Origin of the sequence: Pseudarthrobacter sp. C1, from assembly GCF_034720455.1 — a bacterium.
GTDB lineage: Bacteria > Actinomycetota > Actinomycetes > Actinomycetales > Micrococcaceae > Arthrobacter.
Window position 1 is genome coordinate 26,652 of sequence record NZ_JAYESK010000016.1, and the last position, 21,523, is coordinate 48,174.

Here is a 21,523-nt window from a genome sequence, read left to right on the forward strand (position 1 = left end):
TTATGCACTCCTGCGGCGGGTGATGACGAACTGCATGACCGAGACGAGCACTATCAGTCCGAAGAAGATGTAGGAGATGGCTGCGGAATAGCCCAGCCGGTAGCCGGTGAATCCGGTTTCAAAGATGTACTGCACCACGGGCCGGGTTGATCCTCCGGGCCCTCCGGCGGTCATCTGGTACACCTGGTCGAAGATCTTGAGCGAGGCGAGGATCTGGAGGAGCACGATCATCACGGTGGTGGGGGTCAGCTGCGGCAGGGTGATGGAGAAGAACTGGCGCCAGGCCCCGGCACCGTCGAGGGATGCTGCCTCATAGTGCTGGTGCGGGATGTTCTGCATCGCCGCCAGGTAGAGCAGGAAGTTGAACCCCACCGTCCACCAGAGGGTGGCAATGACGATCGCCCACATGGCCACGTTGGGGTCGTTGAGCCAGGCGACCTTGGGGATTCCGATCTTGGACAGGGAATCGTTGATGAGGCCAAGCTGCGGGTTGTACATCCACGTGAAGAACAGTGAAACCACGGTGGACGCGAGCAGGTACGGGGCAAAGTAGGAGAGCCGCCACAGCCATTGGGCCGGCAAACCGACGTTGAGCAGTGCCGCCATCACCAGGGCCACCAGCACCAGCGGGACCGTGCTGATCACGGTGAAGTACAGGGTGTTGCCGAGTGAGCGCCACATGCCGGCGTCGGACAAGGCTTCGGCGTAGTTCGCAAAGCCGATCAGGCTGTCATTGGCTCCGGTCAGGGACTTGCCGGTGAGGCTCATGTAGACGCCGTAGAGAAGGGGCCACACAAGGAAAACGAGGAAGAAAACCAGGAAGGGCGCGGCGAACCCCCAGCCGCTGAGGTTGCTCCTGGTGAGGCTCCCGGGGCTCCGCCGTGCTGCTAGTGAAGAACTCATGAAGGACTCCTTTGTCGCTCGGTGGGTTTAGACGGGGTTGGGCCGGGAAAGCAGGTGGTTGGTGCGCTCTTCGAAGGCGTCCCAGCCTGCGGCCGCTTTGTCGCGGCCAAGGAGGACGTTCTGGACGTTCTCCGCGAAGTAGGTCTGCCAGTCAGATCCCGAGCCGCTGAACCAGGCTTCGGGGTCGTAGGCGATGACGTCGGCCGCATTGGCGTAGTGCGCCTGCGGCGTGAGGTCCTTGTAGGCCTGGGACTGGACCACCGGCTGGTACGCGGGAATGTGGCCCGCTTCTGCCCAGGACAGTGATCCCTTGAGGACGTCGCTGACGAACTTGTAGACGTCGCGGCGCTTCGTGTCGTCCACGTTCAGCTGCCGCGGAAGGACGAAGGAATGCGAGTCTGCGTAGGCAGCCGGGGTGCCGTAGAGCGTGGGAATGGTGGCCGCGTCCACCGGCAGGCCCGCCTTCTTGAGCGTCGGCAGCTCCCAGACGCCGCTGAACAGCATTCCCGAGCCGCCGCGGGCGAATTCCGCGATGCCCGTGCTGATGTCGCCGCTCTTGGCCGCGATGGTGTCGTCGAAAAGCGATGCCATGAAGTCCAGCGACTCAATGGCTGCGTCACGGTCGACCTTCATCGGCTGGCCCGGCGTCAGGGTCATGTCCGCGCCGTGCTGTTTGTAGAGCGTGTAGAAAAGCCGCCACATCTGGGATCCGCTGCCAAGGTAGCCAAAGGACAATCCGTGGGCCTGGGTGACCTTCTGCATCTCCCTGGCCATGGCCAGGAACTCCTGCGGGGAGGCCACTTCCTGCAGTTGTCCGTTTCCGGCCAGGACTCCGGCCTTCCCGGCGACGTCCGTGTTGTAGAACATGACGAACGGATGCGAATCCAGGGCGATGGAGAACACCTTGCCGTTCTGCTGGCTCTTCTCCCAAATGCGCGGGGCGAAGTTGTCGCCCGTGACGCCGTGCTCTGCCAGCAGGGAGAGGTCCCAGGGGTCGATCAGGCCGCCGGGGGCGTAGCCCGGCACCCGGCTGGCATGCATGATCGCCAGCTCCGGCGGACGTCCGCCCGCAGAGGCCATGGCCAGTTTGGTGTAGTACGGCGGCCCCCACGCCAGCACGGTGGGATGCACCTTGAACGCAGGGTTGGCCTGGTTGGCGCCGTTGATCATCGCCTGCATCTTGATGCCGTCGCCCCCGGACAGCAAATGCCAGAACCCGATGTCCCGCACGCCGGCAGCCTGGGCGTTTCCGCCGCAGCCCGTCAGTGCGCCTGTTGCCAGGACGCTGCCCAGGGCGGCCGTTCCTGTCAGTAACTGCCGGCGGGACAACTGTTTCCCGGGCAAAAATTCAAACTGCTTCACCAATCACTCCTTTGGATGGGTCCGCTGAAAGGTTCCTACTGTTGCCTAAAGTTCCGGTTCCGGCGCGCTCCGTCCCCGGCAGATGCCTTGGGGGAAGTGACGCAGGTCTCACGTTACATCGATGTAATGGCTGCCGCAAGGAAAAACTGTTAGCGCCAACAACTTGGTGGAATGCTCTCGTTTCAGCCGCGGCTGCTGTCCCGCTCCACGATCGTGTAGTCGATGGAGACCACGCGCTGTTCCTGGCCGCGGTCCGCCATCCGCTCCGTCAGGAGGCGTAGGGCTTCGCTGGCAATGCCGCGCTTGTCGAAGGAGACAGTGGTCAAGGAAGGCACGGCGTAGCGGCCGTCGGCAATGTCATCGAAGCCCGCCACGGCAATGTCGTCCGGTATCCGCAGGCCCCTCTTCCAGAGCACGCTCAGGGCGCCGATTGCCATGGAATCGGTGAAGCAGAACAACGCTTCCGGAACAGGATGCGTGTCCAGGTAGGCCGTAAGCGCATCGGCGGCGGTCTGCGGCGTCCATTTTTCGCAGGGGATCAGCAGCGACTCGTCCCGGTCAATGCCCAGGATCCCCAGGGCCTCTTCATAACCTTGCGTCCTCTGGATCGCCGCGGCGGATCCCCTGCCCTCGGTGGTTCCCAGGATGGCGATCCGGCGTCGCCCGGACGCGGCCAGGGCGAGGGTCATGTCCCGCGCGGCGCCGACGCTGTCCACGTGCACACGGTCGGCGAGCTTTTGCTTGACCTCACCGAGCAGGACCACCGGCGGCAGGGCAACGCCCACCTGCACGGCACTCTCGTCCAGCACTACGGGATTAAGGATGAGCCCGTCGATCAGGTTGGAGCGGGCGCGCACCATGAGTTCGTGTTCGCGCTGGGGATCCGAGCCGGTCTCCTCGATCTGCACGATCCAGCCCTGCTCGTGTGCCACTTCGACAATATTGTGGGCAATTTCTGCCGAGTACGGCGTGCCCAGGTCAGGCAGGGCCAGCGCAATCACGCCGGACCTCCCGTTACGCAGCCCGCGGGCGGAGAGGTTGGGGACGTAATCCAGTTCGAGGATGGCCTGCTCCACCTTGGACCGGGTGGCCCCGCTCACCGGAACGATGCCGTTCATCACGTTCGAGACAGTCTTGGGTGAGACCCCGGCACGGCGGGCGACATCCTTGACCGTTGCGCGCAATGCTCCCCTTCCAAACTTTCCGGGCAAGAGCCGGCAGCGAGTGGCCGCCTTCCGACGGCGGGCCTGCTGACGATTTTACCGCCAGTCGGGACGGACGACGGCGGAACCTCCCGCCGTCGTCCGCCTCCTGCGTGAGGGGTGCAGGCGGGGCTACCAGCCCGGCATTGCCGGGGGTAACGTGGCGATCAGGCTGATACCCGTTCAAGGAGGAACCCGGCATGGAAGTCGTCACTATCGAAACGCCCCAGCTTGGCGACCGCACCTACCTGGTCCACGACGGCGCGGTGGGCATCGTCATCGATCCCCAGCGGGACACCGACCGGGTGGACAAGGCCGTCGCGGACGCCGGGGTGAGGATCACGCACGTTGCGGAAACGCACATCCACAACGACTACGTCACGGGCGGCCTGCAACTCGCCAAGGACCACAATGCCGCCTACCTGGTCAACGCCGCGGACGACGTCCCGTACCGCCGCCAGCCGATCTCGGACGGAGACACGGTGCAGGTGGGAAGGATGGTCCTCAAGGCGGTGGCCACGCCAGGGCACACCCACCACCATCTCTCCTACATCGTCACGGACGGCGAGCGCCAGGCCGTTTTCTCCGGAGGGAGCCTGCTCTACGGCTCCGTGGGCCGCACCGACCTGGTCAGCGACGAAGACACCGTGCCGCTCACCCACCACCAATACGCCTCGGTGCGGCGCCTGGTGGACGAGGCGGGCAAGGACGCCGGGCTCTACCCCACCCATGGCTTCGGCTCCTTCTGTTCCTCAGGCCCGGCCAGCGGGGCGGAGTCCTCCACCATCGGCGAGCAGCTGAAGGAAAACCATGCCCTGACGGATCCGGACGAGGACCACTTCGTCCAGGAGCTCATCCACAACCTCACGGCTTATCCGTCCTATTACGCCCATATGGCCCCGATCAACCTGGCAGGACCCACGGCGCCGGACCTGGAACTGCCCGACTCCCTGGACCAGGATGAGCTGGCGGCCCGCCTCCAGCGGGGAGAGTGGGTGGTGGACCTGCGGAACCGCATTGCCTTTGCCAACAGCCACCTCAGCGGCAGCGTCAGCTTCGAATACGGCGACGGCACCAAGTTCACCGCCTTCCTGGGCTGGGTCCTGCCCTGGGACGAACAACTGACCCTGGTGGGTGAGCACCGGGACGTGGAGAACGCCATCCGGGACCTTTCCCGCATCGGGATCGACAACCCGGACGCCGCAATCGGCAGCGGACCCGGGGAACTCGCGCCCGGGGCACCCACCTCCTCCTACCGCAGCGTTGGCTGGCAGGAAGTGCTGCAGAGGCCCACCGACGAGCCCCTCCTGGACGTCCGCCGCACCGACGAGTTCGAAGAGTCGCACATCCGCGAGGCAACAAACATCCCGGTCCACGAGCTGCTGCGCCGCATGGACGAGGTGCCCGCCGGGCGGCTGTGGGTGCACTGCGGGTCCGGGTACCGCTCTGCGGTGGCGGCAAGCCTGCTGCAGCGCGCAGGCCGCGACGTGGTGCACATCGATGCCAAATTCCGTGACGCGAGGAAGGCCGGCCTCGCCCTGGCATGAGGGCTCCGCCGGCGTGAAACGGTGCCTGCCGTGTCAGAGGTTCGCGGCCTCTTCCTCCGCCAGCCTGATCATGCGGAGTTCGTCCTCCACGGCGCGGGACGGCCAGTAGTCCTTGGCCAGCTCACTGGCCCGGACCCTGTCCGCTTCCGGGATGAGCTTGCCGAGCAGCCCGCCCGCCTGGAGCAGGGCGATCAGCGCTATGGTCCTGGGTTCGGGGGCCTTGGTACCGGTCTTGGCGGACGCGGAATCCTGTACCTGGGCCCCCGCGGTGCCGGCATCGGTGGCCGTTGCGTCGGCGGCCCCTGTGTCCGGTGGCTCGAGGTTGGACGGTGCACCGCTGAGTGCCGCTTCGATCTTTTTCAGGAGTGCGGCCTCCGGAGCATGGTCCTTTTCCGGGTAGCGCACGGCGCGGAAAAGGCCCAGGTGCCTTTCGCCGACGTGTTCCACGATGCCCAGGGAGGCCATCCCCTCGTAGACGCGCTGCACTTCGGCGCGGCTCTCAAGCGCCGAGACCCACCATCGTGGAGTGTGCGGCCGTGACTTGCCGCGGAGGAGCTCCAGCTCGTGCTGCAGATGGGTGTCCGGAGCAGTGCCGGCAACCCTGACGTGCTTGCCCTGCAGCTCGATAGCACCGAGCAGGTCCAGCTCGGCCAGCACAGCACCTGCCAGCGTGGTCCGCAGTGCGAAGACCGGAATTTCGGGTTTTCCGGTGGTGTCATTTGTGGCCAGCAGCAGGAACGCCTGGGGAAGGCTCAGTTCCATCGCTTTCGGTGTTTCAGCGTCCATAGCACCATGGTGCGCCTGCCTGGCAGCGGCTACTACGGCCGAAGTACCTAGTTTCCCGGCGGATCGGCAGGCATAAGCTGATACCGTAACGTCTCTTCCAGCGCCGGGGAGGTCGCCGTGGACACCGAAACTGCCGAAGTGGTTGACCATGATGTCACCACAATCACCTGCGTGTGCGGCAACACCGTCAGCAAGGACGGATTGATACAGGCCAACTCACGCGGCGTCCCCGTGCATTCAGGAGAACCCCCTGTCCCGCCGGAATTGGCGGAATGGCCCGCCGATGAGGACCTCTACACGCTCTGTCCCTCCTGCGGCCGCGTCTACCGTGACGCAGTCATCGAAGAAACAGGGACTGCGCCCGTTGCCTTCCGGGTCGACGTCAAGGACGGTCCCATTGCCGAGGCCATCCGGGTCCACTGGAACCTCTCCACCTGAACCACGGGCAGAAGGAAACGGACGACGGCGGGACGTCCCGCCGTCGTCCGCTTGCGTGTCGCATCCGGAGGGGTCGCCGGTGGGCGGCGTTGCTGGCACACTGGCCCCATGAACGAGGCACTCTCCCCCTCCCGCAGGCCTGGCATCCGGGCAGCGATGTTTGTGGATTTCGACAACGTCTTTACCGGCCTGCANGAACGAGGCACTCTCCCCCTCCCGCAGGCCTGGCATCCGGGCAGCGATGTTTGTGGATTTCGACAACGTCTTTACCGGCCTGCAGGCACTCGATCCGCTGGCGGCGAAGCGGTTCGCCGAAGACCCGAAGCATTGGGCTGACGCATTGTCAGCCGGCGGTTCCGGGGAGGGGCCCCGCCGCTTCCTGATCCGCAACTGCTACCTGAACCCGATGGTGTACTCGAAGTACCGGACATATTGGACCCGGGCCGGTTTCCGCGTGATCGACTGCCCGTCGCTCACGCAGCGGGGGAAGAGCAGCACGGACATCAACCTGGTGCTCGATGCCATGGACGCGCTCTCCGGAAGCGGCGGGATCGAAGAGTTCTTCATCGCCTCGGCCGACGCCGACTTCACGTCCCTGATCCAGCGGTTCCGTGCGGCTGACCGGATGACGACGGTCATCGCTGCCGGCGCGGTGGCGTTCGCTTACCGGGAGATGGCGGACCACGTTGTGGAGTCCCACGATTTCGTTGCGATCCTCAACGGAACGACGGTTGAGCCCATTCATGCGATGGCGTCTGTGAAGCAACCGCAGGTTCCTCCCGCAGCCAAGGCCAAGACGAAAGTAAGCTCGCCGGCAATCCGTGAGGTCCTGGAGTTCGTGCGCTCCGCGCCGGGACCGGTTGTCGGCGCGATGGTGGCCCACCGGGCGCTCACGGCAGACCCTTCCCTGAAGACGGACTGGGGCGGCTTCGGAAAGTTCGGGACCTGGGTCTCGCAGATCGGCAAGGACGTGGAGTATTCGGCAGCCCAGGGCGGCTGGGTCTGGGACGGGAAACGGTTCTCGGTCGAGGATCTTCCCGTGCCGGCGGAGCAGCAGCCGGGCGTCGAAGAGCAGGTCACCCGCGTGACGGATGTGCCGGCTCTTTCAGCGTCCCAGTTCCGGCAGATTTTCCAGTCCTTGGCGGCCCGGCTTCATGAACATCCGGTCAACCGCACCGAGCTGAGCCGCCAGGTGCGGGACGACTGCGTTAGTGCCGGCCAGCCGGTCTCACGCAACGCGGTCAGTTTCGTCCTGCAGGGCCTCGCGTACGCCAACTTCCAGCTCAGCGACCAGGCGACGGCCGCGGAACTGGCAGCAGCGTGGACGGCGAATGTGGAAGAACTCTGCCGGGTGGCGCTGCTGGAGTTCGATGCCGCTGAAAAGCTGGCGGTGCGCCGGTGGGCCAGCGGCGGGCTGCTGGATGCCTAGACGTGCTGGTCGAAAAGCACCGGGTTGCCGTCCGGATCCAGCACCATAAAGCTCGCCGGGCCCTTGGTTCCCTCGTCCGCTTCGGAGACGAACTCCAGGCCCTTGGCCTTCAGTTGCCGTTGGATATCACGCACGTCGGTGAACGGGTCCACCGCCTCGGCGTCCTGGTTCCAGCCCGGGTTGAACGTGAGCATGTTCTTCTCGAACATGCCCTGGAAGAGGCCGATGACCGTGTCACCATTTTTCAGGATCAGCCAGTTCTGCGTGATGTCGCCGCCGAACCTGCTGAAGCCGAGTTTCTCGTAGAAGGCAGCGGAGGCCGCGATGTCCTTGACCGCCAGGCTGACCGAAAAAGCGCCGAGCTGCATGTCCTACTCCACTCTCCATAAGGGACGGAACTACCGAGTGCTGCCGGCTGCTGTCCGGCGCAGCAGGAACAGACTACAAGCAGAACGCCGCTTCCAACATGGGGAGATCCATCCAGGCGCATTGAAGGCGCCGCCGTCATGGCCACTGCCTCCGGCAGCTATTATGCTGAGCGGACCATCCTGAGGATGGGTTGGGGGCACAGGGGGCGCCGGTGGTATCAGGTTTTGGCAAAAGGGATTCTTCGGACGTGCCTGGCAACGGGCTGAATATCCCGGGCGTCCGCCGTTCGCCGAGCGGGCGCATCCCGCAGTGGGCCATAGATGAGGCGCTCGGGAAGCTCCAGGATCCTGAACCTTGGCGCGCCGCTCCCACCCCGGTTGCATCAAAGAGGCGGAGCTACCGCGGGACAAGGCCCGGGCGCACCCTGAGGTGGAAATCGGTGTCAGCCACCGTCCTGGGCCTGACGCTCGTTGCGGGGCTCTACTTCACGCCCACTTTGTTCGACCGGTTCGTCCTGCCAGCGGCCCTGCCCCACCTGCCCGGCGCCGATGTCCCTCCCCCGGGGTTTGAGGCGGCCTCGTCTCCCCTCGGCGTTCCGGCCGCCACAACAGGATCCACCGCGTACGTTCTCCAGGAGCCACCCGACCCGGACCAGCAGTTTGTTGCCTACGACCCGTGCCGTCCGATCCATTACGTGGTGCGGCCGGACCTTGCGCCGCCGGGCACGGACCAGCTTATCCAGCAGTCCGTCGCTGCCGTGTCCGCGGCCACGGGCCTGCAGTTTGTGTATGACGGACCTACCACGGAGGCCCCGTCGACGGACCGGGCGGCGTACCAGCCTGACCGTTACGGCAGGAAGTGGGCGCCCATCCTGATTGCATGGTCCACACCGGAGGAGGCACCGGACCTTGCCGGAAGGGTTGCGGGAACCGGTGGAAGCTCCTCGCTCCAGGTAACAGGCGAGCCGTACGTGTACGTCACCGGCCAGGTCCAGCTTGACGCGCCGGCACTGGCTGAAACGCTGGCTTTCCCCGACGGGCCCGCTTTGGTCAGGGCGGTCATCATGCACGAACTGGCGCATGTGGTGGGGCTGGACCATGTGGACGACCCCACCCAGCTGATGTATGCGGAGAACAGCGGGCGAGTGGACTTCGGGGAAGGGGACCGTGCCGGCCTTGCGCTGTTGGGCAGGGGGAAGTGCGTCCCGCGGATCTGAAGCCAGCTAAAGGGGGCCTGCTGTTACCTGTTTCAGCAGACACTCCCTAACGCGCCCGATAGGCCGTTGACTGGAGGAAGGCCGCGCACAAGCGTGCCGGCACGGACTGCCAGGGGCAAAGGAGTCATCATGCATACACGAACACTCGGACAGGGACTGCAGGTTTCGGCGATCGGCCTCGGCTGCATGGGCATGTCGCAGGGCTACGGCCCCAACCCCGGGGACCGCCAGGCGATGATCGGGGTGATCCGTGACGCGGTCGGCCTGGGAGTCAACTTCTTTGACACCGCCGAGGTGTACGGCCCCTACGTCAACGAGGAAATCGTCGGGGAAGCACTCGCGCCGGTGCGGGACGAAGTAGTGATCGCAACGAAGTTCGGGTGGCGGATCGAGGGCGGCAAATCTGTGGGGCTGGACAGCTCACCCGAGCAGATCAAACGCGTCGCGGACGAGTCGCTGCGCCGGCTGCGCTTGGACACGCTGGACCTGTTCTACCAGCACCGCGTGGACCCCAATGTGCCCATTGAAGAGGTGGCCGGCGCCGTGGGCGAGCTCGTCCAGGCCGGCAAGGTCCGCCACTTCGGGCTCTCCGAGGCCTCGGCCGCGACCATCCGCGCCGCCCACGCCGTCTTTCCGGTGACGGCCGTCCAGAGCGAGTACTCGCTGTGGACCCGGGATCCGGAGCCGGAAGTGCTGCCCGCCCTGGCCGAACTTGGGATCGGGTTCGTGCCCTTCAGCCCGCTCGGCAAGGGCTTCCTCACCGGGACCGTGGATACGTCCACGCAGTTCGCGGAAGGCGACGTCCGCGGCACCATCCCCCGTTTCACCCCGGAGAACCGCGCAGCCAACCAGGCGCTGGTGAAGCATGTCGCGGAACTGGCTGCCGCCAAGAACGCCACCCCCGGACAGATCGCGCTGGCATGGCTGCTGGCACAGCATCCCTGGATCGTGCCCATCCCCGGCACACGCCGCCGGGAGCGCCTCGAGGAGAACACCGGAGCGACAGCCGTTGCGCTGTCCGCCGATGATGTGGCGGACCTGAACGCCGTCGCCAGCCAGATCGGGGTGCAGGGCAACCGCTACAACGATACGCACATGCGCTACGTCGGGCGGTGAGCGGCGGCGGTTGCAAGCGGACGACGGCGTGGCGGCGGTCGGCATCAGTGAACCGGAGCTTACGCCCGGCGTGCGGCCACACTGATGCTGGCCACGCCGTATTTGCCGGTGGCCTTCACCGCCCGGCTGGAGAGGAACCGGTAGGCCCCGTTGGGGCGGACGGTGTCCACCGTGAACCCGGCCGACTCGATCGCCGCCAGGAAACTGTCCTGCTGCATGGCTCCGCCAATGCACGCGGCCCACAAGGACGCGTCGCACGTGACATTTTCGGGGAGCGGCACCGCAGAAACGATGTCCGCAACCACCAGGCGGCCTCCGGGTTTCAGTGCCCGAGCGGCTGCGTCCAACACGCGCGCTTTCTCCGGAACCAGGTTGATGACCCCGTTGGAGATGATGCAGTCCAGCGAGCCCGGCGGGACGTCGGGGGCCTCGACGCGGCCCTGCCGGAATTCCGTGTTGGCAAAGTCCGCGCCCAGGTGGCGGGCTTTCTCCACCTGCGCAGGTGTCATGTCGACGCCGATCACCGCGCCGGTGTCTCCTACCGCGAGCGCGGCGAGGAAGCTGTCCATGCCCGAGCCACTTCCAAGGTCCAAAACTGATTCGCCGGGCTGCAGGGCTGCCAGGTCGTGGAAGTAGCCCACGCCGGCAAAAGACTCGATGGCAGGAGCGGGAATGCGGTCCAGGTCCAGGCTGGGATAGCCCAGTCGTTCGGCGAGTGTCCGCCCGGTTTCGAAATGGAATTCCTGGTGCGGGTAATTAGCGACCAGCTCATACATGGAGCGGACACGGTCCTCGAGATCGGCGGTATCGAGCTGTCCCGGAGTGGTTTCCATGGATCTTCCTGCCCTTAATTTCACGGACTTGAAAGCGGTGGGATGAGTCTCCTCGCCTGCAATTTGAACGTCAAGAGGGCGTAGGCGCCACCGACGCGGACAACGGCGGGAGGTCCCGCCGTCGTCCGCTTTCCGTTTGCGAGGCGCCGCTTCCTCAGCCGGCCCCGCCCGGCACTTCTAGAGCTGCCCGGTGGGGCCGGTGTCCTCGACTTCCCCGCGCCAGCCGCCGGTTTCGGTACCGCGCGATTCGATGAAGTCCTTGAACTTGCGCATGTCAGATTTCACCTGCATCTGGTCCATCTTCAGTGCCGCACCTGCTTTTTCAGTGAGGGTTTCCGGTGCCCACTCGAAATGGACCCTAACCTTCGTGTGGTTGGCATCCAGGGGCGTAAACCTGATGATGCCGGCATGGGACTTGCCGTCGGTGCTGCGCCAGGCAATTCGGTCGTCAGGCTCCTGGTCGACTATTTCAGTATCGAATTCCCGCTGCACACCGCCCACCTTGGTAACCCAATGGTTGGTGGTGTCAGTCAGCTGGGTCACGGATTGGACACCGGACATGAACTGCGGAAAGGATTCGAACTGGGTCCACTGGTTGTACGCGGTCCGCAGCGGCACTGCTACTTCAACGGTCTCTTCAACGTGTTCCATTGCTTCCTCCTCATGAGGGACGGCCGCAACAGCGGACCGGCAGAGTTTGCCATCCTGCCAGTCAGGCAGCCGCCACTTTTGCACGATAAGTCCGGCGGGCAGCGGTGTCCAGACCCTCGGAATTGCAGGGACGACGACGTCCACCGGATGACATTGGCCGGCACAGTCGTAGGCTACTGGTAGGCCGGACGCCTAATGACGGGCCCCGGATCCCGAAGGGAACGACGAGTGGACAGTAGTGCTGGTTACTGGTTCTTGAGTGCCGCCGAGTGGGGCAACGCGGCCGCCGACGTGCATGCGGGCAATGCGGGATCGCCGTCCTGGTCGGAGGGCAACCTGGTGCGGCCCCTGGTTCACGGTGCCACCTATTTCGCCCGGCTCCACGAGGAGCTGTCCGCTCTGCAAGCGGGAGACCGCGTGTGGTTCACCGACTGGCGAGGCGACGGCGACGAAAAGCTTACGGCGGACGGGCCGGCCATCGGGGAGTTGCTGGCGCGGCTGGCCCGGGACGGGGTGGAAGTGCGCGGCCTGGTGTGGAGATCGCACGGAGAGCGTGTGTCTGCACCCATGAGCAACCTGTCCAACGAGCACCTCAGCCGCCAGATCAACGACGCCGGCGGCGAGGTGCTGCTGGACCAGCGGGTACGCCTCTTCGGCTGCCATCACCAGAAACTGTTCGTCATCCGCAACCGTAATGACCCTTCCCGGGACGTCGCATTCGTCGGCGGGATCGACCTCTCCCACAGTCGCCGGGACGACGCCGATCACATGGGAGACCCGCAGGCGGTGGAGATGGATCCCCGGTACGGGAAACAGCCTCCCTGGCACGATGCCGCCCTGGAACTGCGCGGCCCGGTTGTGGCAGATGTGCTGAAACTGTTCGCGGAACGGTGGGATGACCCCCATCCCCTGGACCGGCGCACTCCGTACCGGAGGCTGCTGCAGCGCATGGCCGATATGCCCCGGCACCCCGAGCCCCTGCCGGAGACTGCGCCGCCACCGCCGCCGGCGGGCCCTCACGCCGTGCAGCTGCTGCGCACCTACGGCGTGAAGCATCCGCCGTTCCCGTTCGCACCCGATGGTGAACGGAGCGTTGCCCGGGCCTACACCAAAGCTTTCGGCCTGGCCCGCTCCTTGATCTACATCGAGGACCAGTACCTGTGGTCGGCTGAGGTGGCGGCCGGAATCGCAGCGGCCCTCGAACAGAACCCCGCATTAAACGTGATCGCCGTGGTGCCCCGCTACCCGGACTCCGACGGCCCGCTGGGAGGGCCGCCCAAGCGGCTCGGCCAGCTGCGCGCCATTGAAAAGATGCGCCGCGTTGCCCCCGACAGATTCGGCGTATTCAACCTGGAGAACAGGGCCGGGACGCCGATCTATGTCCATGCCAAGGTCTGCATCATCGACGACACCTGGTTCACGTGCGGATCGGACAACTTCAACCGCCGGTCCTGGACCACGGACAGCGAGCTCACCTGCGCGGTCATCGACACCTCCGCTGGTCAGGGTGAAGCGCCCGGCGCAGACACTGGTCCCGGGGCTTCCCGTCCCTTGGCCCAGGAGCTCCGGCTCCAGCTCTGGGCCGAACACCTGGGCCTGGACCAGGATGACCCCCGGCTACTCGCTCCGTCGGACGGGCTCGCCCTGTGGAATGCAACCGCGGACGCTCTGGACCATTGGCACGAAACCGGCCGCCGTTCGCCCCGCCCCAGGGGACATGCACGGCACCACACCACAGAACCCGTGCCGCGCCTTCAGCGTCTCTGGGCGGACCCTGTCTACCGCCTTCTGGTGGACCCGGACGGCCGCCCCCGCAAAATCCGCGGCACAACCAAGTTCTAGGCAGGATCCACCGTGCCAGCCGGTACATTTGAGCCGATGATTTCCATTGACCGGGACGACCCCGCCCGCGGCGACGTCCATCAACTCCTCAGCGAACACCTGGCGGACATGTTCGCCACCTCGCCGGCCGAAAGCGTCCATGCCCTGGACCATTCCGCCCTCTCGGCGCCGTCAATCACGTTCTGGACCGCCCGTGAGGACGGCGACCTGCTGGGGTGCGGCGCACTCAAGCTCCTGGCGGCCCCTGCCGGCCCGCCCAGGCACGGTGAGATCAAGTCCATGCGCACTGCGGCAAGGGCTCGGGGACGGGGCGTAGCCACCTTGATGCTCCGCCATATCCTCGACGACGCCCGCACCCGGAACCTCGAGCGCCTCTACCTTGAGACCGGCACCGAGGACTACTTCGCCCCCGCCCGGCGCCTGTATGCCCGAAACGGCTTTTCCGAGTGCCCGCCTTTCGCCGGCTACGTCCTGGACCCCAACAGCGTTTTCATGGAGCTCCGACTCTAGGACCCGCTCCAGCGGACACCGGAAACACAGCCCGGGGCGTCAGGCGGCAAGGCGCGCCAGGATGGCCTGTTCCAGTGTGCTATCGGTTGCCGGCAGGCAGCCCGGTGGCCAGAGCGGTGGTTCCCGGTCCGGGTGCTCGGCGGGATAGCATCGGCCGGTCGGCGAAATCCAGCCGATTAGCGCGTGGGCCTCCCCCAGCAGGGCGGACGCGGCCCGTTCACCGATCGTCAGCACGCAGGCGACTTCTGCCACTCGGCTCACCTCCCGCGCCGACGCTTCATAGGCGCTGGCCGGCGGGCCCTCCAGCACCGCTGCAGCCTCCGCGTAGGCAGCCACCAGCTGGACTTTCGCCGCCGCCGTCGCGGCCTCAACCCGCGCCAGCACCCCTAACCCATCCAGGCACGCCTCGGAAAGCTCCTGCAGCGGATCAGCATCAGCATCGGGAAGCCGGTAGGGCGCACCGGCGGCCGACGGGCTGGCCACAACACCCGCAAGCTCATCAACCAGCCCCGCCACCGAGCCAACGGCAGCCACCAGCTGGGCCCTGACTTCCGCATCGACAACCACACCGGCTTCCATAACCACAGCATGGCAGGAGGGTCTGACAACGACGACGGCGGGAACCTCCCGCCGTCGACCGCTCACTTTAGGCTGCGTCCCAGCCCTGCGCTTACCCGCACAGGCACGCCATCTCCTCGCCCATCGCAGACGCAAAGACGTCGCCCGGCACGTTCAACGCGTCAAAGTGGATTCCGCAACACAGATTGCCGCCGTACGAGACAGCCGCGACACCGAGCCGTACGTTTCCCGGGAGAATCCCAAGGGGCCAGAGGGCGATAACCGGGGCTCCGGCGAGGCGGTAAGTTCCCTTCGGACCCGGCACGTTGCTGACGAACCCGGCAACAACACGCTGCTTCCGGGAGAGGCGGTCCAGGATGCGTGCACCGATCGGCCCGCGCATAAACTCCAAGGTGCCTTGATCCCTTGCCCGCACCTTCTCCTCACAGGTCTGGGCGGCGATGAGCCGCAGGCGCAGGTCGGGGTCGGGCTCGCCGAGCGGCAGCTGCACAAGCATGACTCCCACTTGGTTCGCTGCAGCCCCGCGGCGCCGCAGCGCCACCGGCACTGACACCGGCAACCGGGCGGCGATCGGCTCGCCGGAAGCCGCCAGGACCGCCCGGAAGCCGGCCGCGGCCGCGGCGAGGAGTGCGTCATTTACCGTGGCACCCCGCGGACGCACCGCCGTCTCCAGGGCTTCGATATCTGTCTGCAGAAAAGCGACGCCGCGGTGCGAGCTGCGCTCACCGAGCAGCACGGTGCCACCCACGCCAGAGCCCCACAGGGTCTTGAGGATACGAAACAGGCCGGTCGTAACACGACGCAGGGTGCGGCGTACATTGTTCCCGGGCTGGGACTGCGGCGCCACTGCAGGCCGGCGCAGAGGCGCCTCACCCGCCGGCCGCTCCCCCGGTTCCCCGGGATCAAAGAGCTGCTGCACGATCACCGCCGCTGTCATCCCGTCGGCCACCGCATGATGGATCCGCAGCACAACACCCACGCCAGTCGCCGAGGCGCCCGGTACCACCAGGACCTCCCACATCGGGCGGTCCCATGCCAGTGGCTCCCCCGTCAGTTCGGCACACTTGTCCTGAAGTCCCCCAAGACCATCGACGGGCTCCACGAGGCGGATGTGGTGCTCGACGTCGGGCACGGATTCAATCCAGTGATGCCGGCGGCCCACTTGGATTACTCTTTTGCGGAGCGCCGGCAAATCCGCAATCCGATCGCCAAGTGTCGCCCTAAGCCGCGCCATGTCCGGTGTGCCGTCCGGAGCCAGGAAACCGCCCGGCCCGAGCAGGCAGGCGGCCAGGAACACGTTGACCTGCCCGGCGTGGTCGAGCACCAGGTTCGCCTCATCAACAGGGGCCAGCTTTTGCGTCGCCGGGTGCATGCCTTGACAGTAACCGCGAAACACCGGCTTGTCAGCGCGTGGGCGGACAGGAAATCACTGCAGCCCCTGACGTCACACAACGCCACCGCATCCAGATAAGGACAAGCAACGCCCTACCCTTAACAAGTGACTTTGACTAAGATGCGCACCGCCGCCGCGAGCTCCCTCGCCGCCGCCGGTCTCCTGTTTACCCTCGCAGCCTGTTCCGCGCCGGCCGCCAGCCAGCCCACCACTTCCGCGCCGGCCTCCTCCGCAGCCGCTTCGTCGAGCGCCGCACCCAGCACAGCATCCGGCACGGCCGGGACTTGCGACGGCGTGAAGGTCATCGTCGATTCCGGCGCACTGAAGCAGTCTGCCGCTGACAAGTCCGTGTGCGTGCCCGTGGACGGTCCCACTCTGGCATCGGACGTGCTGGGCAAAGCCGACGTGAAGATCGAGGGCACCGCCAAGTACCCCACGAGCTTCGCGTGCCGCGTCAACGGCGTGCCCGCTGCGGACTTCGATATCAAGCACAAGGGCGGCACTACCCGCGAAGCGTGCGATGACAAAAACACGGTCTCTTATTGGGCCCTCTGGGTGAAGCCCGCCGCCGGCACGTGGGCCTACGCGCAGGAAGGCCTGGACAGCCTCAAGCTCAGCCCCGGCGAGAGCCTTGAATTGCTCTACACCGTGGACAACGAACCGGCCGCCCCCGCGGCATGACCTTCCGACCCGCGCCGCTGCGCGCCGGCATTGCTCTCGCCGTCGTGTTCATCGCGGCGCGGGTCATCTACCGCGTCCTTTTCAACGGCGCGGGCCTTGGCTCGCCGATCCTGCTCGACCTGCCGGCCATGCGGCTGCCGGCCCCGTATGCCCACGTGGTGTTCCTCGGTCCGGTCACCGGGCCCGGGCTGTGGGCGGCGGTCCTGTCCGCCCTGCCGATTGCCGGGCTGTTTGTCGGCTTCGGCCTGCTGAACGCATTCGTGGACGTGGCCCGCGGCTTCGTTCACCTGGCCCGCCGCGGCCCCATGCAGGGCCTGGCCCGCACGCTCGTCGTGGCATGGGCGGCGCTCCCCGCGCTGGCCGACGCCGTGACCTCCGTGCGCCTGGCGTTCCGGTTGCGGGGCGAACGTTTCGGGCCCCGCGCCCTCGTGCCCGTCCTCGAGCGCACCCTTGAACACGCGGCCCGGGTTGCCGCCGCCTTGGAACTGCGCGGCTTCGGGAGCCGCGCCGCACACCAGCCACGTAACGACGACGGCGGCCCGCTCCTGGTGCGCGACGCCCGGTTCCGCATCGGCGATGCGCAGGTCCGCGTTGCCGGGTTCACGCCCTCGAGCGGGTCCATCACTGTCATTACCGGGCCCACGGGCTCCGGCAAGTCCACCATCCTGCGCGGCATCGCCGGCCTGCTCTCCCACGTCGACGGCGGCGAGATCTCCGGCACCGTGCGCATCGCCGGAACGGACCGGGCCGCCACGCCGCCGCGCGATACCGCCCGGCTCATCGGCGTCGTCCTGCAGAATCCCCGTGCCGCCTTCGCCAGCACCCGGGTGCGGGACGAGATCTCCCTTGCCCTTGAGCTGCGCGGCATGCCATCAGCCGCCGCCACGGCCCGGGTGCTGGAGGTCGCCGAGCGCATCGGGGTCTCGGCGCTGCTGGACCGGAACATCAGCACCCTCTCGGCGGGGGAGGCAACGCTCGTGGCCATCGCCGCCGCGGTGGTGGAGCAGCCTCCCCTGCTCCTGGTGGACGAGCCGCTGGCAGACCTCGACACCACGGCCCGCAGGCACGTAATCGCCGTGCTCAATGCCCTCGCCGGTGACGGCGTCTGCATCATCGTGGCGGAGCACCGGGCGGCAGCGCTCGTCCCGGTTGCCGACTCCTCTTGGACTATCGCCGACGGCGCCCTGGTGCCGGGCGCCGCGCCGTCGCCGCCTTCCCCCCGTGACGATGCCCGGCCGGCGCTGGCACAGCCTGCGGGCGACGCGCCCGTGCTGACAGCGACTAACCTCGCGGTGCACCGCAAGGGGACCGCGCTGGTGCGCGAGGCGTCCCTCACCCTGCACCGCGGTGAAGTGGTTGCCCTGGTGGGGCCGAACGGGGCCGGGAAGTCCTCCTTACTGGTGGCGCTTGCCTTGGGTGAGGAAGCGGTCAGTAAGGGAGCGGGCGGAGCAAAAACCAACGACGGCGGAACGGCCGACGGCGGCCGCGTCGCCCTGGTGCCGGACGCCTCGGACGACCTCTTCACCAGGGATACGGTCGAGGGAGAGCTCCGCGCGGCCGAGCGGCGCCTTGCGCGCCGAAAGAAGGGCGAACAGCCCGAGCCCGGCTTGGCGGCGTCACGCCTGGCCCGTCTGCGGGGCGACGTCACGATGCCCATTGGACACGAGCATCCCCGGGACCTCTCCGCAGGCGAGCGCAGGATCCTGGCCATTGCGCTGCAGACCATAGACAGTCCCCCGGTGCTCCTGATCGACGAGCCCACCCGCGGGCTCGATCCGGCCGCGCGCAAGGCGGTCTCGGCCGCGCTCCGGTCCGCGGCGGATTCCGGTACCGCTGTCCTGATTGCCACGCACGACCACGACTTTGCCCACGGTCTCGGCGCCCGGATCCTCCCGATGCGTGACGGCGTCGCGCCTTCCCCGCCGGTGACTGACGCGCCGGAACCGCTTGCCCTGCTTCCCCGGCAAGCGGGCGCCCGGCCAAAGCCAATCACCGAACCGGACACCGGCGCAGCAACAAAGCCCCGCATCCGGCTGCCGCGCGGCGTCGAACTCGCCGTCCTCGGAACCGCAAACCTCGTAGCCCTCGCAGCGTTCTGCTGGCCGCTGCTCGCCGCGGCCCTCCCGCAGGACGCAGCCGCCGCCCTCCCCTATGCAGCGCTGGCAATCGCGCCGCTCGCCGCCGTCGCCATCGTGGTGTCCCTGGACGGCTCAGTCCGCTCCGCACACACGGTCGCGCTGCTCGGCGTCCTGGCCGCCGTCGGCACGGCTGTCCGGGTGGCGAGCACCGGCGTCGGGGGCGTCGAAGCAGTGTTCATCCTGCTGATCCTTGCCGGCCGGGCGTTCGGCGCCCGATTCGGCATGCTGCTCGGCGCCGCCACCATCGCCCTCTCAAGTGCCCTGTGGGGCGGGATCGGGCCGTGGACTCCGTTCCAGATCTTCGCCTGTGCGTGGGTGGGTGCGGGGGCGGGGCTGCTCCCCCGGCGGGTGCGCGGCAGGGCCGAACTGTGGATGCTGGCCGGCTATGGTGTGGTGGCGTCCTACCTGTTCGGCCTGCTGACCAACCTGTGGTTCTGGCCCTTCGCGGTGGGCGCCGGCACCGGCATCTCGTATGTGCCCGGCGCGCCGCTGGGCACCAACCTGAGCAGCTTCCTGCTGTACTCGCTGGTGACGTCGACGGCGGGCTGGGACACCCTGCGCGCCGTCACCACGGTGATCGGCATCGCGGTGGTGGGGCGGGCCATCCTTGCCGCGCTCCGGCGGGTAAAGCCGGTCTCCAGCGCAGGCGGTCAAGCCGAAAAGGCTCATTCCGCCCAGGCCAAAGACCGGCTTCACATCGGGGTTTGAGGCTACTGATGGAACGCGCCGACCCGATGGCTCGTCAGGGTGTCGTACTTTGCGCGGCCTCAGTGAGGAGACGGCGGGCATCGTAGTCCGTCAGGAATGCCTGGTCCTCGAGGGCTCGAACGCTGCTCTTCACGGCCGCCACGTAGTCGCCGTGGTTCCCGTACAAGCCATCGAGCACGTCCTGCCCAAGGGGCCGCTCGTAGCCGGCGATGAAGCAGAACGACGCGCCGGTGGCAGTGCCGTACCAGGTGCTCGTCGGAGCGTCGAGGAACGGCGAGCGCAGGCCGCCCTGCACGTTGCCGAACTCGTCCAGCACCGGCGCGCCGTCGCGGACGAGGATCGGTTCAGCGCGCGGCGGTGCGATGCCCTCCCGGACCCAGAGGTCGAGGTTTTGCAGGGCGGAGTTGAAGAAGATGGAGCTGGGGAACCTGCTGCGCGGCCCCTCGTTGCAGGACGCGGGCGGGACCGACCGGCCCGCGGCGATGATGTCTTCGGACGAGGCCGAGAAGGTGAGCTCGTCCGGTGTGGCGTGGCCGGCGCCCGCCATCTCGTAATGCCGGTACCGGTCCCCGGGAGCGTCGCTGTCGGCGCGCCGGGATCCGATGCCCCGGAGGTAGTCAGACTGCGACATGATCCGCATGATGGGCACCCCGACGTCCTTGAACTGGCGGCGGACGTCGTTGGCGGGCGGGGCAGTCTCGCACTGGTTCATGGGGTACGCGCCAGCGAACGCGCCACCCGCCACAGCGACCATGTACGCGTCATAGACCGGCTCGCCGTCGGATTCGACGACGAGCGGGTGGACGCCGTTGATGTAGTTGACCAGGAAGCCTCCGGTCTGGGAGTAGCCGAAGCCGTAGGCGTGCTCCACGCGGGTGGTCGGCGATCCGTAGCGCAGCGGGTTGGCGGGATCATTGCTCTTGAGCCAAGCGCCGACTTGGGAGTAGATGTCCCAGATCAGGCCGTTCTCCGTCGTCCGGGACGAGTCAGCGGCCACCGTTGCACAGTTGCGGGGATCGGTCAGCGGCAGCGGATTGGCAAAGGACAGTGCCTCGTACCGCGCCGAATCGAAGTTCTTGAGCGCCTCAACGGCGATCGGCTTGGCGGTGATGCCCACCCAGGCGTCTCCGTTGGCGACGATCTGCTCATGGGCCATTGCCCAGCCGATGTTGAGGTCGAACAGATTACTGGGGTTGAGCATCTCAACTACCACGTTGCCGCTGAACTTCTGGCCCTCGGCGGGCTTACGGACCAGGACGCGGGTGGTGTAGGGGGCGTCGGGGATTCGGATCTGGGCGGGACCCGCGGTGGGCCAGCTGTAGACATTCGAGGTGCCGCTAACCAGATACTCCTCCTCGTCATAACCGAGCTTCGATAGATCCTGGGAAACCTCTTGATGGCTGGCCGCACCGAACGGGTACGACTCGGCGGTAGCCGCCAAGGGACCCTGCACAGTGGGTACCGGCGTCGCCCCGGCAGACTCTGCGCCCTGCCCGGGCGGAGCGGGAGCCTCTGCGTTGGCTGGAACGGCTGACGCGCTGAGGCCCGCAAAGGCGAGGGACAGCGTCAGCAGGATGGATGCTCGGGCACGGGTGTTCATCGATGCTCCTTCTCGGATCCGGGCTGCACTGCCCGGCGCGCTCCGGAACACAGGCTTCGGCGCCGTGTGCCCTTGCTGCGAGATCGACGCTCAGTTCAAACGTGACAACGTCAGGGAGCGATGTTACTCCACAGTAGATATGGTTGACCGAAACGGTCAAGGGTAGGTATTGACTGTCATGGCGCCAACGGTGGCGCAGCGAGCATCAACCGCAAATCCT

At 66.8% G+C, this 21,523-nt stretch carries 19 protein-coding genes; 9 read left to right on the forward strand and 10 right to left on the reverse strand.

Features of this window, described 5'->3' with window-relative positions:
* From U7114_RS18680 to U7114_RS18690, 3 genes are all read right to left on the reverse strand, one after another.
* Nucleotides 1-903, reverse strand: coding sequence for a carbohydrate ABC transporter permease (locus U7114_RS18680; protein WP_157240890.1), 903 nt, complete (start codon nucleotides 901-903; stop codon nucleotides 1-3).
* A 27-nt stretch (nucleotides 904-930) separates the two neighbouring features.
* Nucleotides 931-2,265, reverse strand: a complete 1,335-nt coding sequence (locus tag U7114_RS18685; protein WP_321214476.1) for an extracellular solute-binding protein — start codon at nucleotides 2,263-2,265, stop codon at nucleotides 931-933.
* A 182-nt stretch (nucleotides 2,266-2,447) separates the two neighbouring features.
* The gene (locus tag U7114_RS18690; protein WP_321214477.1) at nucleotides 2,448-3,449 is read right to left on the reverse strand and encodes a LacI family DNA-binding transcriptional regulator; all 1,002 of its coding nucleotides are present in this window, start codon (nucleotides 3,447-3,449) and stop codon (nucleotides 2,448-2,450) included.
* 218 nt (nucleotides 3,450-3,667) lie between these two features.
* On the opposite strand from U7114_RS18690, the gene U7114_RS18695 reads away from it, so the two are divergent.
* Complete coding sequence (locus U7114_RS18695) at nucleotides 3,668-5,014, forward strand: MBL fold metallo-hydrolase (protein WP_321214478.1); 1,347 nt, start codon at nucleotides 3,668-3,670, stop codon at nucleotides 5,012-5,014.
* 33 nt (nucleotides 5,015-5,047) lie between these two features.
* Here the strand turns inward: U7114_RS18695 and U7114_RS18700 are convergent, their stop codons facing one another.
* On the reverse strand, nucleotides 5,048-5,800 hold the full coding sequence (locus U7114_RS18700) for a GOLPH3/VPS74 family protein (protein ID WP_321214479.1): 753 nt from the start codon (nucleotides 5,798-5,800) through the stop codon (nucleotides 5,048-5,050).
* Nucleotides 5,801-5,917: 117 nt separating this feature from the next.
* Here U7114_RS18700 and U7114_RS18705 point away from each other — a divergent pair, with 117 nt between their 5' ends.
* Entirely contained in the window at nucleotides 5,918-6,238 is a 321-nt protein-coding gene (locus tag U7114_RS18705; protein WP_231754857.1) for a hypothetical protein, read from the forward strand.
* Nucleotides 6,239-6,479: 241 nt separating this feature from the next.
* On the forward strand, nucleotides 6,480-7,667 hold the full coding sequence (locus tag U7114_RS18710; RefSeq protein WP_323058189.1) for an NYN domain-containing protein: 1,188 nt from the start codon (nucleotides 6,480-6,482) through the stop codon (nucleotides 7,665-7,667).
* Here the strand turns inward: U7114_RS18710 and U7114_RS18715 are convergent.
* On the reverse strand, nucleotides 7,664-8,035 hold the full coding sequence (locus U7114_RS18715; protein ID WP_321214481.1) for a VOC family protein: 372 nt from the start codon (nucleotides 8,033-8,035) through the stop codon (nucleotides 7,664-7,666). The genes U7114_RS18710 and U7114_RS18715 overlap by 4 nt on opposite strands.
* A 440-nt stretch (nucleotides 8,036-8,475) precedes the next feature.
* Between U7114_RS18715 and U7114_RS18720 the strand changes: the two genes are divergently transcribed.
* Nucleotides 8,476-9,252 carry a peptidase gene (locus U7114_RS18720; RefSeq protein WP_323058190.1) on the forward strand — a complete coding sequence of 259 codons (777 nt, stop codon included), beginning with the start codon at nucleotides 8,476-8,478 and terminating at the stop codon, nucleotides 9,250-9,252.
* A gap of 129 nt (nucleotides 9,253-9,381) precedes the next feature.
* Nucleotides 9,382-10,368 carry an aldo/keto reductase gene (locus U7114_RS18725; RefSeq protein WP_323058191.1) on the forward strand — a complete coding sequence of 329 codons (987 nt, stop codon included), beginning with the start codon at nucleotides 9,382-9,384 and terminating at the stop codon, nucleotides 10,366-10,368.
* Between the two features lie 59 nt (nucleotides 10,369-10,427).
* Here the strand turns inward: U7114_RS18725 and U7114_RS18730 are convergent, their stop codons facing one another.
* Both U7114_RS18730 and U7114_RS18735 read right to left on the reverse strand, forming a co-directional pair.
* On the reverse strand, nucleotides 10,428-11,201 hold the full coding sequence (locus tag U7114_RS18730) for a methyltransferase domain-containing protein (RefSeq protein WP_323058192.1): 774 nt from the start codon (nucleotides 11,199-11,201) through the stop codon (nucleotides 10,428-10,430).
* A gap of 177 nt (nucleotides 11,202-11,378) precedes the next feature.
* On the reverse strand, nucleotides 11,379-11,852 hold the full coding sequence (locus U7114_RS18735) for an SRPBCC family protein (RefSeq protein WP_323058193.1): 474 nt from the start codon (nucleotides 11,850-11,852) through the stop codon (nucleotides 11,379-11,381).
* 228 nt (nucleotides 11,853-12,080) lie between these two features.
* Here U7114_RS18735 and U7114_RS18740 point away from each other — a divergent pair, with 228 nt between their 5' ends.
* Both U7114_RS18740 and U7114_RS18745 read left to right on the forward strand, forming a co-directional pair.
* Complete coding sequence (locus tag U7114_RS18740) at nucleotides 12,081-13,694, forward strand: phospholipase D family protein (RefSeq protein WP_323058194.1); 1,614 nt, start codon at nucleotides 12,081-12,083, stop codon at nucleotides 13,692-13,694.
* A 36-nt stretch (nucleotides 13,695-13,730) separates the two neighbouring features.
* On the forward strand, nucleotides 13,731-14,204 hold the full coding sequence (locus U7114_RS18745; RefSeq protein ID WP_323058195.1) for a GNAT family N-acetyltransferase: 474 nt from the start codon (nucleotides 13,731-13,733) through the stop codon (nucleotides 14,202-14,204).
* 39 nt (nucleotides 14,205-14,243) lie between these two features.
* Here U7114_RS18745 and U7114_RS18750 read toward each other — a convergent pair whose 3' ends face one another.
* Both U7114_RS18750 and U7114_RS18755 read right to left on the reverse strand, forming a co-directional pair.
* Nucleotides 14,244-14,783 carry a hypothetical protein gene (locus tag U7114_RS18750; protein WP_323058196.1) on the reverse strand — a complete coding sequence of 180 codons (540 nt, stop codon included), beginning with the start codon at nucleotides 14,781-14,783 and terminating at the stop codon, nucleotides 14,244-14,246.
* 91 nt (nucleotides 14,784-14,874) lie between these two features.
* Entirely contained in the window at nucleotides 14,875-16,155 is a 1,281-nt protein-coding gene (locus tag U7114_RS18755) for a wax ester/triacylglycerol synthase domain-containing protein (protein WP_323058197.1), read from the reverse strand.
* A gap of 132 nt (nucleotides 16,156-16,287) precedes the next feature.
* On the opposite strand from U7114_RS18755, the gene U7114_RS18760 reads away from it, so the two are divergent.
* Together U7114_RS18760 and U7114_RS18765 are read left to right on the forward strand one after the other, a co-directional pair.
* Entirely contained in the window at nucleotides 16,288-16,857 is a 570-nt protein-coding gene (locus tag U7114_RS18760) for a hypothetical protein (protein ID WP_323058202.1), read from the forward strand.
* Nucleotides 16,854-19,703 (forward strand): ATP-binding cassette domain-containing protein, encoded by a 2,850-nt coding sequence (locus U7114_RS18765; RefSeq protein ID WP_323058198.1) that lies wholly within the window; start codon nucleotides 16,854-16,856, stop codon nucleotides 19,701-19,703. The genes U7114_RS18760 and U7114_RS18765 overlap by 4 nt, the downstream gene beginning before the upstream one ends.
* A 34-nt stretch (nucleotides 19,704-19,737) precedes the next feature.
* On the opposite strand, the gene U7114_RS18770 is transcribed toward U7114_RS18765, so the two are convergent.
* The gene (locus tag U7114_RS18770; RefSeq protein ID WP_323058199.1) at nucleotides 19,738-21,303 is read right to left on the reverse strand and encodes an alpha/beta hydrolase domain-containing protein; all 1,566 of its coding nucleotides are present in this window, start codon (nucleotides 21,301-21,303) and stop codon (nucleotides 19,738-19,740) included.
* Nucleotides 21,304-21,523 lie beyond the last annotated feature (220 nt).